At 45.6% G+C, this 16,081-nt stretch carries 11 protein-coding genes and 1 tRNA gene; 5 read left to right on the top strand and 7 right to left on the bottom strand.

Annotated elements, in window-relative coordinates; translation table 11 throughout:
- Nucleotides 1-114: 114 nt before the first annotated feature.
- Together ACEW9O_RS16400 and ACEW9O_RS16395 are read right to left on the bottom strand one after the other, a co-directional pair.
- Nucleotides 115-190, bottom strand: a tRNA-His gene (locus tag ACEW9O_RS16400).
- Between the two features lie 78 nt (nt 191-268).
- Entirely contained in the window at nt 269-802 is a 534-nt protein-coding gene (locus tag ACEW9O_RS16395) for a hypothetical protein (RefSeq protein ID WP_373551263.1), read from the bottom strand.
- A 205-nt stretch (nt 803-1,007) separates the two neighbouring features.
- On the opposite strand from ACEW9O_RS16395, the gene ACEW9O_RS16390 reads away from it, so the two are divergent.
- Nucleotides 1,008-1,802, top strand: a complete 795-nt coding sequence (locus ACEW9O_RS16390; RefSeq protein ID WP_373551262.1) for a DUF6089 family protein — start codon at nt 1,008-1,010, stop codon at nt 1,800-1,802.
- 127 nt (nt 1,803-1,929) lie between these two features.
- Here ACEW9O_RS16390 and ACEW9O_RS16385 read toward each other — a convergent pair whose 3' ends face one another.
- Both ACEW9O_RS16385 and ACEW9O_RS16380 read right to left on the bottom strand, forming a co-directional pair.
- Nucleotides 1,930-2,958 carry a hypothetical protein gene (locus ACEW9O_RS16385; protein WP_373551261.1) on the bottom strand — a complete coding sequence of 343 codons (1,029 nt, stop codon included), beginning with the start codon at nt 2,956-2,958 and terminating at the stop codon, nt 1,930-1,932.
- Between the two features lie 64 nt (nt 2,959-3,022).
- A complete protein-coding gene (locus ACEW9O_RS16380; RefSeq protein ID WP_373551260.1) occupies nt 3,023-3,700 on the bottom strand; it encodes a hypothetical protein in 678 nt (225 codons plus the stop codon).
- Between the two features lie 274 nt (nt 3,701-3,974).
- On the opposite strand from ACEW9O_RS16380, the gene ACEW9O_RS16375 reads away from it, so the two are divergent.
- The 4 genes from ACEW9O_RS16375 to ACEW9O_RS16360 all read left to right on the top strand — a co-directional run bounded on the left by ACEW9O_RS16375 (nt 3,975) and on the right by ACEW9O_RS16360 (nt 8,280).
- Nucleotides 3,975-5,228, top strand: a complete 1,254-nt coding sequence (locus tag ACEW9O_RS16375; protein ID WP_373551259.1) for an arginine deiminase family protein — start codon at nt 3,975-3,977, stop codon at nt 5,226-5,228.
- A 138-nt stretch (nt 5,229-5,366) separates the two neighbouring features.
- Nucleotides 5,367-5,780, top strand: a complete 414-nt coding sequence (locus ACEW9O_RS16370; protein ID WP_373551258.1) for an acyl-CoA thioesterase — start codon at nt 5,367-5,369, stop codon at nt 5,778-5,780.
- On the top strand, nt 5,777-6,892 hold the full coding sequence (locus ACEW9O_RS16365) for a YihY/virulence factor BrkB family protein (RefSeq protein ID WP_373551257.1): 1,116 nt from the start codon (nt 5,777-5,779) through the stop codon (nt 6,890-6,892). Before ACEW9O_RS16370 ends, ACEW9O_RS16365 begins: the two co-directional genes overlap by 4 nt.
- Before the next feature lie 317 nt (nt 6,893-7,209).
- The gene (locus ACEW9O_RS16360) at nt 7,210-8,280 is read left to right on the top strand and encodes a PorV/PorQ family protein (protein ID WP_373551256.1); all 1,071 of its coding nucleotides are present in this window, start codon (nt 7,210-7,212) and stop codon (nt 8,278-8,280) included.
- A gap of 22 nt (nt 8,281-8,302) precedes the next feature.
- Here the strand turns inward: ACEW9O_RS16360 and ACEW9O_RS16355 are convergent, their stop codons facing one another.
- The 3 genes from ACEW9O_RS16355 to ACEW9O_RS16345 all read right to left on the bottom strand — a co-directional run bounded on the left by ACEW9O_RS16355 (nt 8,303) and on the right by ACEW9O_RS16345 (nt 16,029).
- Entirely contained in the window at nt 8,303-9,163 is an 861-nt protein-coding gene (locus ACEW9O_RS16355) for an RICIN domain-containing protein (RefSeq protein WP_373551255.1), read from the bottom strand.
- A gap of 107 nt (nt 9,164-9,270) precedes the next feature.
- A complete protein-coding gene (locus tag ACEW9O_RS16350) occupies nt 9,271-10,275 on the bottom strand; it encodes a hypothetical protein (RefSeq protein WP_373551254.1) in 1,005 nt (334 codons plus the stop codon).
- 126 nt (nt 10,276-10,401) lie between these two features.
- The gene (locus tag ACEW9O_RS16345) at nt 10,402-16,029 is read right to left on the bottom strand and encodes an N-acetylmuramoyl-L-alanine amidase (RefSeq protein WP_373551253.1); all 5,628 of its coding nucleotides are present in this window, start codon (nt 16,027-16,029) and stop codon (nt 10,402-10,404) included.
- Nucleotides 16,030-16,081: the final 52 nt, after the last annotated feature.

The raw sequence follows: 16,081 nt of genomic DNA, 5'->3' as shown, positions 1-16,081 counted from the left end.
AGTGGCAATGCTCCATATTCGTCATTCGTCACTCGAAAAATTCGTCATTTAACAGGTCAGTGACAAGCAAAAAAAAAGAGCCAACGGCTTGAAAAAACCATTGACTCTTATGATGGGTGAATGACCGGGTTCGAACCGGCGACCCCCAGAACCACAATCTGGTGCTCTAACCAACTGAGCTACAATCACCATAATTTGCCTTATTTCTAAAGCAGGGCAAAGATAATATACTGCTTCGGAAATTGTCAAGTTTTATTCAAAAAAAAATTTACTTAAAGATTCCGAATAAGCCACCTTTACCTTTATTACGCTTTTTCTTGGAGTTTTGTTCCCAAGGATACTTATCTCTTTTCCAAATAACGTAGCGCAAGCTGATACCTGTCTGGCTGTCGAAGGTTTTTGCTCCCCCTGACAGATTGATTGCGGGTTTGTAGTCGTAACTTAAATTGATGCTCCCGATGGTCAATTCCAAACCAGCGATGAAGTCGATGCCCCAGGGATCCTCGTAAGACACTTCCAACTGATCCGCCCAACCTTTGTGAAAACCTGCGCCATAATAAAAATTCAAACGACGGGTCAACAATGGCTTGTGACTGATCCCTAACAAGGTAAGCTGGGTTTCTTCCCTTTGCAGACTGGATTGGAGCAACATTTCCGCTGCGTAGTTTTTGTAAAAACGCTGACGTAGCGTGAGTCCCCACTCGGTGCCCATCCGCAAACCCACTGCAGTATTGTAAGATTGGCCCAGGGCGAAATGTGCACACAGTAATAAAGTGCCAATGATTAGATTCCCTTTTTTCATGCCACCCTAAACGAAAAAAATAAATGAAATAGTGTTGTATCAATGATAAAAAAATGTAATTTAGCGTCAGAATAAAATGCACCTAAAATTATCACTTTCTATTCACAGTACTTTTTTACTTCTCCATTCAGCAATTTTCTCTCCGAAACACTAGGAATCACGATCACTTCTACAACTTGCTTTTTGTACCTAACAAATTATACTCATGAAACAGTATTACTCTTCTATCCTGTTTGTGCTGCTGTTTGCAGCCTATTTTCCGCTTTGCGCCCAAACAACCCTGGCTAATCCCTACAAATTTCCAAGTGAAGTCGGGATATTGGTGGGAGCAAGCACCTATGCTGGCGACATCGTCAAAAATGGGGATTATGACTTAGGAGCTTCTTGCTTCAATTTTGGCGCTTTTTATCGCCTTTACTCGAGCAACAACCTGAGTTGGCGCTTTAGCTTAAATCAAGGAAAACTCAAAGGTGATGATCTTGACTGGGAAGGAACTGACCGCGTTGGACGAGGTTTCAGTTTCACTACTCCTTTGACGGAGCTGGCGGCACGCGCTGAGTTCGACTTTATGAACCACAAGCGTTGGAGCGTGGCCAATGGGTTTCAAAAGAAATTCAGCCTCTATCTCTACGCAGGTGCTGGGCTGAGTCTCATCAAACCAAACACTTTTTTTAATCCAAATTTGGGCGATCGTTATGATGCATTAATTGCTGAGGACGAACAAAATCAACGTTCTGCCGTTTTTACCATTCCATTTGGCGGGGGCATCAAAATTGACTTGAACGAGCGTTGGACCATTGGCGGTGAAGTGGGATTGAACCCCGTTTTTAATGATTATTTGGATGGAATCAGCCAATCAGCTAATCCGGAGTACAACGACTGGTACTCGGTAGGAGGAATTACCCTTTCTTATCGTTTACAATCCGTTTTGGATCGTCGCTTTTTCATTAAGGATAAAAAACCGGTATCGGGGGGAACAGCATCAACAAGTGAAAAGTGAAAAGTGTAGAGTGAAAAGTGAAAAGTGAAGAGTGAAGAGTGAAGAAAACAAACCAATGGTCGAATCCAAATAGAGTGTCTGTTTTTCACATCACTCTTCACTTTTCACTTTTCACTCTTCACTAACACTATTCTGCTTCAAAAAAACTATCGTACTGATTTTTATGTCCCATTTCCCGAATGGGTTCTTTCATGGGTTTGTTCAAATCCAATACCTGGTTGTCATCTTTGGCCAGCGTAAGAATGTTTTCTTTTTCTTCCCCCAGGAGCAGTGAAACCCCATCCTGTTCCCACTTCTCCAACATTTTTAAACCCTCTTCTTCAAAAACCCCATTCTGCAAGTCGATTGATTCCATGAACTTGGACGACATCTGCATGAAGTTTTCCATTTCACCCACTTTATTGGCCACATCTTCGGTGATGGCATCCATCGCTGCGTCGAACATGGCGCGTTTGTCGGGGTCACCACTGATGATGCTCATGGCTGATTTCATGGCATTGTTGCTGGCATGGATGGCCTTTTGTTCCTGTTCTTTGACCATCACCTGATCCTGAATGTCTTCAGCCAGGATATAGGAGTTTTCCCGCATTTTGGTCAATACCCTGTACATGACTTCCATTTTGCGATCCAGCTCTTCCAGGCGCACATTGGACTCCTGCAAACGACCCGCCTTGCGGGTTTTTAGAATCATCGAAGCATCGTCCCTTTTATCTTTAGCTTCGCTAGCCAATTGCAGGTTGCTTTTGATTTCTTTTTGGTTGTTTCTAATGATTTCGCGCAATTTGTGCATTTGGCCACGCAAGCGATTGATCTGGCGCTCCATGTCATGCAGGTTTTTACGCAAATGGTCTACATATCCTTTCAGGATCGCGATGGGGTCAATCTGTACAAACAGGCCCGTAATCCAGCGCATCACACTCTTGTACATGTACCATACCAGCGTCCGGGTACGGTTGTCCAAAACCATGTACAACAAGGCCACCAATACCGTAACCGCAACGGCTAAATTGATCGTATTGCTAAGGATCAGGCCCAATATTGGCAAAATGGTCACAAAGCCAATCACCGCTAAAGCACCAATCCCGATTAAAAAAATTGCGCCAGTTTTACCCTCAGGTCTACTCCAGAATGATTTTGGCTTCAATTGCTCAGACATAAAAAAAAGGTTTGTGATTGATGGGGAAATTTCCATCCATAATGGAAAAACTTCCACCACCAAACTATTTCATGTATTCTTGAATTTTGTTCAGGTCGCCCTGAATCTGACCCACCAATGATTCGTAGGAAGCTACAAAATCATTTTTAGTGGATTCAATGTGTCGGGTCGCATCTTTAATTTGCTGCGAAAGTTCCACATATTTCTGCTTGGTTTGTTCAATTTCCTGCTGCAATTTTTTTATTTCTTCTTCCTTGGCTTTAATCGCGTTGGAAAATTCTTCCATTTGTTGCTCTTTGTTGCCAATTTGCTGCGAACGTTGATTCTTCATGGCCTCATCAAACTTGCCTTGCTCCGTTTTGAGCACTTGCAAGTATTGCTGACCGGAGGTTACAATGGTAGCCATCGAAGCACCCATGGATTTGGCCATCGCCATTGCCGATTTAAAGCGGGTCGCTTCGTCCATGTTCATTTCTTTCAACGATTGCAGGGAATTCCGAAACTCCAGGTAATCAAAACCTTCCTGGTTGTTTTTTTCGATGGCCGAAAAAAGCACGTTCAGGAATTTATCGTTCACTTTACCTGGCGAAGGGGTATCCGAAGCCGCCTCTTTAGGCTGGTTCAGCGGCGTTTTACCACCTGCACTGGGTTTAGTGGCAGTAGCCTTTGGTTCTGGCTTCGCGATCTCTTCGCCTGGTACGATGAAGAGCGATTTAAAGTCTTTTAAAAATCCGTTTGACATAATACGACAAGTGTGTTGAGATGGTTGCGAGGATACGACTAAATTAAAATTATTGTCTACAAAATAACGCAGAAAAATTAACTTCCCGATTTGGATTTTGAATAGGAAGTCGAACGGTTCATTTCAAGTGAGCTTTCTATTCAAAATCCTCAAAAAAAATCGGGAAGTAATTTTTTGCGTCATACAAAATAAGGAAGAATTACATTTACAACAAAAATTTATGTAGGACTAGTTCAATTCCTGATCCAAAAAAGCCTATAAGCACTGATTATCTATGCAAGTGAACAATGAAATTGGCCGATTGCAACGTGTAATTGTCCATCGACCCGATGAAGGCATCGCCCGAGTCTCCCCAAAACGCTCTGAAGAACTGCTGTTCGACGACATCGTCTTTTTGCCTCAGATGCAGGAAGAACACGATGTGTTTACAGCAGTGCTGCGCGCATTTGTAGGAAATGACCGAGTGCATGAAACCGAACAATTGCTGCTGGAGTCCCTAATCGCGGACGCGGAAAATCGGCAAAGCCTGTTGGCAGAAATTGCCGATTATGAAGAATTGCCCCATTCCGCACTAGATTTTTTGAATAGTCTGCCGCCCACCGAGTTGACCAAAGTGCTCATCACGGGGTATTATGCCCCTGAAGACTACATCCTTTTTGACCCCATTCCTAATTTTATTTTTACCCGGGACATTGCGGTAGCCGTCAACGACCACGTGATCATCACCAAAGCCGCCAAGGAGGCCCGCCACCGGGAAAACCACCTCACCCGTTTCATTTTTGGGAGCCACCCTTTGTTCAAAAAACGATACGAGGAAGGAAAACTCATCAATCTCAACAACATTGATAAATTCCCGCCCTCACGCAAAGGGGAATATGTATCCATCGAGGGTGGTGACATGATGATTCTAAGCCCCGATTACCTCCTGATCGGTTGTAGTGAACGCACCACCCGCCACGGGATCATGTCGCTGACCAAGGTCCTGTTTGAAAAAGGGGTGATCAGCAATGTCGCCTTGGTGAACATCCCCAATGATCGTTCCTACATGCACGTCGATACCGTTTTTACCCAAATCAACCACCATCATATTGTGGCTTATAAACCATTGGTAGTGGATGGAATAAGTTCTACCGTGGAGTTGTACCGCGCCAATGGGAGTAGTGAATACTACCCTTCGGTGCACAATTTCATTCGCTCCGAGATTGATCCGGAGATGAAATTCATTTACAGCGGCAATGGTGTCTCCCCTTACCAGGAGCGCGAACAATGGACGGATGGCTGTAACCTGGTCGCCCTCAAACCCGGGGTAGCCCTCACTTATGATCGCAACCCGGTAACCGAACAAGCTTTTCAAAAAGCTGGTTACAGTATCCTGCATGCCCGCGACTTTTTGGCGGCTTACCGGGCAGGTCAACTCGATCCCGAGACCATCGAAAACACCATCATTACCCTACCTTCCAATGAATTGTCCAGAGCAAGGGGTGGTTCGCATTGTATGACTTGCCCGATGGAAAGGTTGAGGAGTTGAGAAGGTTGAGAAGGTTTAGGCTACCGCGAGCGACTTTGCACCTCGGCTACGCTCGGTGACAAGATCGCTCGCGGTAGCCTAAACCTTCTCAACCTCCCTAAACCTTCTCAACTTCCCTTCAACTCCTCAACCCAACCTATGTACACACACGATTTTCAAAAGCGCGTTCGTTACGGAGAAACCGACCAGATGGGGTATCTCTACTACGGCAATTATGCCCAGTATTACGAGATTGGTCGGGTAGAAATGCTGCGTTCACTGGGCTTGACCTACAAGGCGATGGAAGAAGAATTGGGGGTAATGATGCCCGTTTTGTCTCTACAAATGCGCTATGTCCGACCCGCTTATTACGATGAATTGCTGACAATTCGGACGGCATTGCGGCGATTACCAGATCAATTCATTACCTTTCACGTTGAAATTTACAACGAAAAAAATAAGCTGGTCAATGGCGGCAATGTCCGTCTCTGTTTTGTAGACAAAAAAAGCAACAAAACCATTGATGCACCGGTCTATTTAATTGAAAAACTTCGACCCTTTTTTGAGCCGTGAAAGTACGATTACCAGACTTCAAACAATGGGAAAAATGGTTCTGGGGACATCCCCTGTGGATCAAGCTGGTTGGCTGGGCGCAAAACCGCTCTTTTCCGGGTTTTTTTGGCGTGTCCATCTACAATGTGGTGAAATTTTTCATGCAGGAAATCCAACGATTCGACCTGTTTACCCGCGCCAATTCCATTGCCTACAGTTTCTTTTTGTCTTTGTTTCCCTCCATCATTGCGTTATTCACCCTGATCCCCTGGTTGAAAAGCACTTTTTTGCATTACCTGCCCGGCGGAGAAAATTTTGACGTTTACCTGCAAAATGAGATTCAAAAAATCATGCCAGGTGACGCGGGTGATCAATTGTTCGGCTTCATTGAAGACATCACCAACAATCCCCGAATTGGCTTGCTCTCGGTGGGTTTTATCTCCGCCATTTATTTCGGCTCCAATGGTATCCTCTCCCTGCTGCGTTCTTTTGACAAAACTTACGAAGATTTTGCCAAGTGGAACTCCTGGAAAATGCGCTGGGTAGCCATTGTGCTCGCGGTTCAATTGAGTGCACTGCTGATTGCCTCGGTGGTTTTGGTCATTTTGGGGCAGTCTTTTGTCAAAATGATCAACGATTGGTTGGACCTAGGATCATTTGTAGAATTGTCCCTCAACGTCGTCCGTTGGATCGTCATTATTTCCTTATATTATGTATCGATTGCGCTCATTTACCGAAATGGCGCCGCCATGATCCGCCGCTTCAAGTTTTTCACTCCAGGGGCGGCATTGGCTTCTTTTTTGTGCCTCCTGTCTTCGGTGGTTTTTTCCATGTATGTAGACATGTTCAACACTTACAACCGTTTATATGGTTCGATTGGGGCCATCATCGTGCTGATGTTGTGGATTCAGATGAACGTCATGTCGATCCTGATTGGTTTTGAACTCAATGCCAGCATCGTCATCAACAAAAGAATGTTGAGCACCGTCGAAAAAATCACGGAAGTCAAACCACAATTGGAGCCCCAACCCGATCTTGAAAGTGAAAAGCGAATAGTGAATAGTGAAAAGCAAATAGAGATCGGCGAAGAACAACCCGCAAAAATCGAAGGACAACCTGCGAATAGTGAATAGACTTGAGGCGAGTTGATTATCAGGCAATTGGATGATCTTAGGCATAACGACCAGCGGCAGAGCCGCCAAAACGTCTGTAGCTCAAGGAACGAAGATAGATTTTAAGGTACGTAGTACCGTAACTGTTGCCTTTTGTTCCGGTGCTCTGCACCTTAAAAGCCTTGCATGGTCTAAATGCTACAGACGTTTTGGCGGCTCTGCCGCTAGTCGTCACACCTTAATTTATAATTTATTGATAATCAATCCGCATCGAGTCTAATAATGTAAAATTTCACTTTTCACTTTTCACTTTTCGCTTTTCACTTAATAAATAAAGTATGAAGGCATTTTTGGTTTTTCTGCTGTTCTTTTCGTTTGGCAGTGTGTTTGCCCAAAAATACAGCAATGAATTTTTGTCCATTGGAGTGGGTGCAAAAGCTCAGGCCTTAGGCAATGCAGTGGTCGCACAAACCAACGATGTCACCGCTGGAGTTTGGAACCCAGCCGGGCTAGCTGCAAACGAAGACGCCAATGGCATTCAAATTGGGGCCATGCACGCCGAGTGGTTTGCCGGGGTAGGCAAATTTGATTACATCGGGGTGATGCTGCCGGCGAGCAATGACAAACGTAGGTTGGCCCTGTCTTTCATCCGTTTTGGGGTAGATGAAATTCCCAATACTTTGACCCTTTACGAAAGTGATGGAACGGTCAACTTTGATAACCTGCGCGAGTTTTCTGCGGCTGATTATGCCTTAATCTTGTCCTACGCCCAAAAAAGCCGCCCTCGGACGGGCCAATGGTTTTGGGGTGGCAATATTAAAGTCATCCATCGGCGGATTGGGCCCTTTGCCAATTCCTGGGGTTTTGGACTGGACGGTGGCCTGCAATACCGCAGAGGTAATTTTCGCTTTGGTGCCATGGCCAAAGACATCAGTACCAGTTTCAATGCCTGGTCTTTCAATTTTACGGAAGAGGAAAGACAAACCCTGGAGTTGACCAACAATGAAGTTCCCATCAATAGCCTGGAAACGACCAAACCACAACTGATCCTGGGCGTGGCCCAACGCTTCCAGTTCAAAAAAATCGGAATTACCCCAGAAATAGACCTGATTGTTTCTACCGACGGCAAACGGAACACCCTGTTCTCCTCCAATCCTTTTAGCATTGATCCCGCCATTGGCATCGAGGCGGATTTGAACCAAACCGTTTTTCTGCGCCTGGGTATGAACCAGTTCCAGAAAGAAAGTTCCTTTTCAGGTAAAAGTGTGCTTTCGCCAAGGCCAGGAATTGGGGTTGGGTTAAAAATTTCTGCGTTGCAGGTGGATTATGCGTTTACGGATCTGGCTGCGCAGGAGAATACGTATTCGCATATTATTTCTTTGTTGTTGAATTTGAAATCTAGGAAATAGTAGGTACTTGTTTTCAAATGCATCAATACCGCTCTATCGCATAGGGTTTGATCACAGATGGACGCTCTTTTGTACCGCAGTTTTGTGCTGTTAAACTGTATTTAAGCAGTTGACTGGCGCCGAAGGGCAACTCCTTGATGTACTTGCTGGAACTATTTTCTGGATCCTTGCAATTCATCACGCCCACCATGATTTTACTGGGTTGAGATTTGGTACTTTGTACCTCAAAATCCACTTGTACGAATAGGGGAAAATTTGCGTCAAATTTATTTGCACTCCAACGCCAACGGAAGTTGCCCAGCGCAAAAGCTTGCCATTCCGACCAAGGCCCACTGATGAATGTATTGCTAGTCAGATCAGGGGATGCCTTATTGATGGTTTTGGTCTCCGGGTTTATGTTTGGGGCATTTTTGATGGCGACAGGTTGTGGTGTCTCTGCTGTAATTCGCCAGATCTGGTCCCAGCCATCGTCGGGGTCACGTGGGAATAGTTGCACTGGATTACTATCGATCCGCTTTCGAGTAGCTAAGGAAGTCAAGCGATAACAATCCGTACAGTCCGGGACTGGATCAAAAATCCATTTTTGATGATAACCGTCATTTGCTTCGTGGAGATACAACTCTTGCTCATTTCCGTCCAATCGAAATCCATTGATGATTGAGGTTAACGTATACACTCGCCGCTCCTTCAACGTTCCAGTCTGTTTGATGGTCCAAATGCAATTATTTTGATCCGATCGATCCACTGGAGCGAGTTGGCCATTCCGTACTGCTATCACGTTGCCCGTTCTCAATGATTTGAGGGTGTATGTGCCGTTATTTACTTGGGCGCTGAGGGTGCTTGCGACGAGCAGCAATAGAGTAATGATGATGTGTTTTTGCATGATTGGAGCTGTTTTTTTGATTGAAGCGTTGGGTGTTTGCAGTTTATCAATACGAACTATACTAATGCTGCTATTGGGTGCTTGCTGCTAGATACCTGAGACTTTGCTTATTTCCTAAACACCTGAGTTTCTCCATTCTTCCAGTAGATGGTCCCACCTTCGAAGCGATTCAAGCGTTTGAATTCCGGTCGGTCGGAGTCTATTTCATCGGAGATGGGGAAGCCGAGCGGGGACTGCTCCCAGCCTAGAGCAGCGTACTGTTTGCCTATATCACCATGAACTTCAAAGGCCTTTTCGCTTCCTTTTTTCCAGTAAATAAAGGTATGTTCATGCAGGAAAGCACAAAAACGGCCTGTCTGTCCGGGAGTATCCATCTCGTCCTGAATGGGGTAACCCAAAAAAGGGCTTTCCAAATTCACATCCCCGGTCTTTTTACGGAGCAGGAAGGAACTGATCATATTTGTGCCAGCGCTGGGATGCCAATAAATGCATCCATGCTCAAAACACTGAAAATAGCCTACCCCATCGGGACAAAGCCGGAAAGCTGACTTGACCTTGCCGAGTACGGATTCACCACCGAATGCTGCGTACTTTGCCTGTACTGCCTGGTAAGGGGTATGCGGAAACCATTCGATGACCCCATGCTGAAAAAGGCCAAAATGCGTCAGGCCATCTTCCCGAAGGTCGGTATCGGAGGTGGGATAGCCGTATTTTGAGCGCTCCCAGCCCGCATTTGCCCAAAGCTCACGGACGATGCCCTGCAAGCGCCAGGTGCCCTGAACCGGATGCGAATAAATGCTGCCCCGCTGAAAGTGGCTGTATGCCGCCACTCGGTCGAGCGTTACTCGTTCGTCGGTCAAGGGGTAACCCAAAGGGCCCTGCTCCCAACCGTCTCGTTCGCCTTTTTCCTCCCGATGGGGGTTTGACCAAAGTCTATGAATGCTCCCAAAAACCATGCGAGCGCCAGTAGCAGGATGCCAGTAGATGCTGCCGTTTTTGTAATGCCGACGGAAGCCAAGCTGGTCCGGGTTGAGGTCGTAATCACTGGTCGGGGCGCCGAGGGGGCCAGCTTCGCCGCCGTGTTCGAGGTATTTTTTTTCGATTTCTTGCATTGGTGGTTTGGTTGTGGGGTGCTAGTGGAAGATGGCTTGCCTTGTTTACAATTTTAGGAAAACCACCAGTTTAGTACGTGTGGCACCAAAAGGTATCATCGGTTTTAAATTTTAAAACACCCCATTCTAAAGTAAATCATCAACATCTAACATTGTGATGCTTTTGTATACCTTCCAGTATTTTGGAACAACCTTTTTATTAACAACCTCTGTATCTGATAGGTATTTTTTTAAGGCTTTATAGGATTCCTGAGGATTCAGCTTAACAAATATTCTTAACCATGTATAAAAATTCTGAATAAATCCATCTGCATGCCCTTTTGGATGTGCTACTACTCCATGTGCATAAATACCAGGCCCATTTTGTTTTGGAAACATACTATTTGCATTAGAGAATATGAAGTAGGATTCTTTACCTGTATCTCTTATTATATTCGTATCTGGAGATTTTATCAAACTATGCCACCTCGGTAGTATATTGAACTCTACAATTAACCATTCTACTAAGATTACTAAAGATTCAAGCTGAAGTAAAGCTACAGAGTTGTCTTCTTGCAAATCAACTGGTAAATAAAGTGAATCAGTATGACCAGCTATTTTTTCAGGAAGCTTCAAAATTTCAAGTTTCTTCTTTTTTGATTCAATCAAATTTGGTTGATTCCCTACTACTTGATCTTGAGAATTATTAGCCCACGGATTATTTACAAACTCAATTCCAATTGAGAAATTACTGAAGTCTTCCCCTGTGTGTTGCTGGTATTCCGCTATATCAAAATACTGCAAAATTGTTCCATCTTTCATTATTCCAAAATGAGGGCAGAACCCCGCATTGCCATTATACAAGAGATCACTAAACCCTGCTGTTTCATGTAATACAATTTGACTAATTAAATTTTTTGGTCTAGCATGATTAAACTTATAACCTGTATATGGTTCACTTCGAATTGGCTTGCCTTTAAAAACTCCGCTCCAATTTATTAGACTTTTACCACTAAAGTCTTTTTGTTTACAGTGAATAATGATTTTGTCACTTTGATATTTATTTATATTGCCTTTTGTTAATACGATTCCAGGGGAACGGTATTCTTGAATATTTACAATATTTGAAGCTTTATTCCAAACGAGACTTTTGGAGAGTAAATTACTAATCTCATTTCCTTGGTCATCCAAACTATACTCATCAGATATTGGAATATTTTTTGAGTCGATTAAATTATTATTCTTATCAAGGAAATTCATTCTAAAGAATTGGAAAATTGTTCCATGCATTTCATAAACTCCAGAGTTTTTAAAGTTAAAAAATAAAGTATTTTCAAAAATAACAACATCACACTTACTGAATACTGGATCTTCCCTTCCTGGTGTAGTAACGGTAATTTCTTTTTCTTTCAATAACTCACCAGTATCAATAGAAGACCATTTTAAATTACCTATTTTGTCAGTAATTTCTTTATCCCTTGGTTGGCTGGTATTTGCACCTTCAGTTGTTTTTTGTATTACCCCCAATTTACTCCCAGCCGCATCCATCGTCGGAATTTTCAAACTCGTCATCCCCCCCAATACATCCGTAGTCGTTAACTCACCGCCCACGCCCATTTCCTTCAGCGTGTCCATGGCCTGCTGTGCAATGGATTTCGGAGGTACCTCGCTGCTATCGCCACTTCCTGCAGTGCCACTGGAAGCGCTTCCGGCTTCTCCTGAACTGCTGCCTGTTTTCGAAGCATTTCCACCAGCTGTCCCCAGCATATTATCAATATTCTTTTTCGTCATCGCTTTCGCCTGCTCTGGGGTGATTTTCTTGTCGGCTTCCGCTTTGTTGATGCTCTCTTGTATTTTTTGGGCATTGTCGAGATAAGCGGCTGTTTTCGCCAAATCCGCCGACACATCCGCATAATGCTTCGCCGCGTCGCTGCTCAGGGCAGCGGCTTTGAGGGCGTTCTGTTGGTTGCCCTCCAATCCAGTAATGCCGGCAAAAGTGCTTGCCTTGGTCAATGCATCGAGCGCATCGGCCAAACCTGCACCCGGTGCAGGGGCAGTTGGTGCGTTCTGGATGTTGATCACGGGCTGGGTCAGGGCAGCGGGACGTAAGTTGGCCTCCTGGTTCGGGTCGAACTCTGGTGCTTTGGTCTGGATGGGGTTGATGGTGGTCGGTTCGTCGAGATCTTTGTCGGGCCAGTCACGGCGACCTTCTTCAATTTTTTCACAAGAATTGCAGGCCCCCTGTATGGCCTCGGCAAACACGCCACGGGTAGGCACACTCACCCGGTAGGGCAGGCTGGGCACAATGGGCGCGTAGTGTTCGAAGATGTTGTCGGTGTCTAGAATGATTTTTTCTTCTTTTTTGGGCACAGGTATTGCGTTGCCAGCAGCGTCTATTCCGATGGGTTCTTCGGATTTGAGGCCATCCACCATCTGCTCACTTTTAAGTTTATAGGAGGGGTCGAGGCGGTAGCCTGGCGCTACGGGCATGATGAGGCTGTTGCCCGCTATGCCGATGACCGTATTCACCACTACCGAGGCCACGCTGCGCGCAGGATCCGTATGTGGAGCATGGTATCCATCCAGCAACATATAACGACGATCGGGGTCCATTTGTGCCCAGATGGCCTTGTGGTAGTATTCGAGGTTAGCATTGAGGTGGTTGAGCAGGCGCAGGTTAAGCTCGGCGTCTTCCCGACGGGGGTTGCGAAGTTCGGGCGCAGTGAGCGGCGTGGCGAGGGATACGCTGTCGCCAAAAGCTTCGCCAAAGAAACCACCGCTTTTCAGGTCGTTGTTGATGTTGCCATCGGCGAAGAGCGTGCCCGCCATGTTTGGCGTACGGTAGTCCAGGCGGCCATTTACGACAATGGCCTTGGAGTTTTCGTTGGCGGCAAGACTATAATTGGAGTAAATCACGACCCTGCTGATTTGTCGGCGCTTGAGGGCGGGTACCCTGCCCTTGGAGCGAATGGTGACAAAGAGTTCCTGGTCACGCCGGTAGTCGGAGATAAGGGTCAGATCGAGGTTGAGGTCCACCAGCCTGCCCACTTCATCCACGGCCATTATCTTGAGGGAGTTGATGAAGCCCTCGGCCACTTTCGGGGCCACCTCCCGGTCGAATAATTCGTCCCGTTTTGCTATTTCCGTTCCAGAAAGTTTTGTGCGCATCCATTGTACCGTAAAACCGGACATCATTGAAAAGTCCCGAAACACGATGGGCCAGGCCACTTCGTCGTTGTCAGCAGGCATCGGGCGGTTGAGGCGCAGGCGAATGTGCATATCGCCCGTGAGGTCGATGACTTGCTCGTCGGCGTAAGTGCCGAGAGGGAAGTCGGAGCCAATGTAATCATGCCGGATACGCTCCACTGCGTCGAATGCATCGTAGAGGGTCTTATTGGAGGCAGGGTCGTAACCCGCATCCAGCAAGTTGCGTTGGAGTATCTCTTTCCAGCGCACCACTTTATCGTTGTCGAAGCTGGACATCAACAGCGGGATGAACAGGCATTCTTGCACGTCCTCTAGTTTTTGCTCCACCACATAATGCCGCAGTACCTCGAAATATTGGATGGTAAGGGCATGGCAATGATTGTGGTTGGCGATGACCTCGGTCTCCACCTTGAAGCGTTCGGCCTGTCGTGCGGTAGACACGACCGTAGAGCGTTGGTTGCGAACCTCAGAGGCACTTTGCATGACATTGTCCCGCAGTTGATTCTGGGAGTTTGCCGCTATGTCTCGCCCTGAATTTTGCCAGGCATTCGACTCTGCTTGGCCACTGTTGGACGAGAAGCCACCTGAAACGCCTAAAAAGCCCCCAAACAGCGGCCCGGTAAAACTACCACCAATGCCGCCCGATTTACCAGAGGTTTTTGCCTTGCTGCCACCTTTCGATTGCTCTTTGAGTGACGAGTTTACAATGTCGTTGATGTCCCGCTGATGGCTAAGGAAGGAGTCAATATGAGCGCTAAAATCGGATTTGTCGTCTCGCATGCCCGTTTGCTCTCGCCCCCAATCGAAAATGACGATGTTCTTTTTTTGTCCGGGAGCGAGCGGAACGCTGTACAGCAAATCGCCAAGGGAGTAGCCCGCCGCTTTCCAAATTTGTTTGTATTTGAGGATGTGTCCATGGGCAATGGTTACGGCTTGATAGAAAGTAGGCTCGTTGTCCCAATCTACGCTGTTGTTTGCATTGAGCTGGCCACGTTCTGCTGTGTTTTTATGTTTGTTTTCGTCACCAACAGCAGTGACATTTGGCACAATATTGGTAGCTGTTCCCAATTGTACAGACTTGACAAGGCCCTGGTTTGCAGCAATGGCTTGCAGGATGCCAGAACTGGAAATATCATTCACCAGATTCGAGCTCTCTGCCAAAAGCTGTTGATTTAAGGCCTGAATTAAATTCTGTTGAGGGGTTGAAATGGAGGGATTATCTGTATTCAATGGAGAAAAAGCGACAGTATTAGTTTTTCCTACAAAACCACTTGAGGTAATGTTTAAAGAAGGATCTTTATCAATTCTACCCACAAAAGGCTTAGCGGTTTCTTGCCGTTTTTTATCCAAATCGGTAACGGTCGTCCCCTTTATTTCCGGGTCGGTAGTGCGCACGACCATAAAGTAGGAAAACTCTTCGAGGGTACGGTTGGGTGTTACCATATTGCTACAGCCCAAGCCTATGTCCTGTGCGTAAGCGCTATTTTGATGTACCAATTCTTCTTGGTCGGGCAGTTCGAAGGTTTTCAGGGTTTTGCAGTCACAATCGTCCTGTAGCTCACCGTAATTGGCCGCCACTTTGGCAGCGAGGTAGATGAACTCGGGGAACCCATTATTTATTTCAAGATCAACCGTTAGCGATTCTTCGGCCGTATCGTGCAGCGTTCCGGCAATCGTGGCATAAACTTCCGTAAAACTTCCTTTGGGATATTCACCCGAAAAACTGCCCAAAGAGTCGGTGGTGCTGATCAGGATGGGCGCTGGCTTGCTTTCTTTGGTGCGCTTTCCCCAAATGATGATTTGGGCGTTTTTGACCTTGTACTTGCCCGAGATGTCCACGACCCGGCCTTTTACTTTCAGTCGTTTAGCGATTAAGGATTCAGGGTTTGATTTGATGACCGGAGCTAACCAAGGGATGATATCGGCTATGTTTATTGTCTTTGAGGTTTCTTTTTCTTCAATGATCTCTTTGTGCTCTGTTATGATTTGTCCATTTGGGTATTTGACTTTTAGCAGTACCTCTTTGTTATTGGACAGTGATTGGGAAGGTGTAAGCCATAAAGTGACAGTAAAAGCCCCACTCGATGTGACCACACCCAAGACAGATCTTGAAAGGTTTTGCCCAGCAGTTCCCGTAGTTTCTTCAAAATACGCATTTATGGTATAGCCATCGAAGGAACGATTCTGATTTCCCTTAAAACTCAAATTTCCCGACAATTCAATTTTATTACTCTTGGATACTAGTGCAGGTTGTATATCTATCTGTAATCTAAACTCAGGCTTAGCAACCTCTGCCAACAATAATTTGGTATCGTATAAAACCTGCTTGATTAACACCCCGCTTCGGTCGTAAACATTGATGATCATTTGCTGTGCTTCCAGAATATCTTTGGCTTCAGGTAAGTCCAATTCGAAGGTCGTATGGTCAGCTTCCAAAAAACATACTTTGGTAGTCAATTTTACTTCCGCTATATTTTTATCACGATAGAGGATTTCTACTTTAAAACCATTGATCTTTTCAGCTGGATCGAATGGTGGAAGTGGGATTATGGAGCCTTTGAGTTGCATGATCTTGATTTGAATAGTTAAATTGCACTACCCAAACATATATTTAAAAAAC

Origin of the sequence: Haliscomenobacter sp. (assembly GCF_041740695.1) — a bacterium.
Taxonomy (GTDB): Bacteria; Bacteroidota; Bacteroidia; order Chitinophagales; family Saprospiraceae; genus Haliscomenobacter.
The sequence above is the reverse complement of the archived record's forward strand: the minus strand, read 5'-3'. Positions and strand labels throughout refer to the sequence as shown.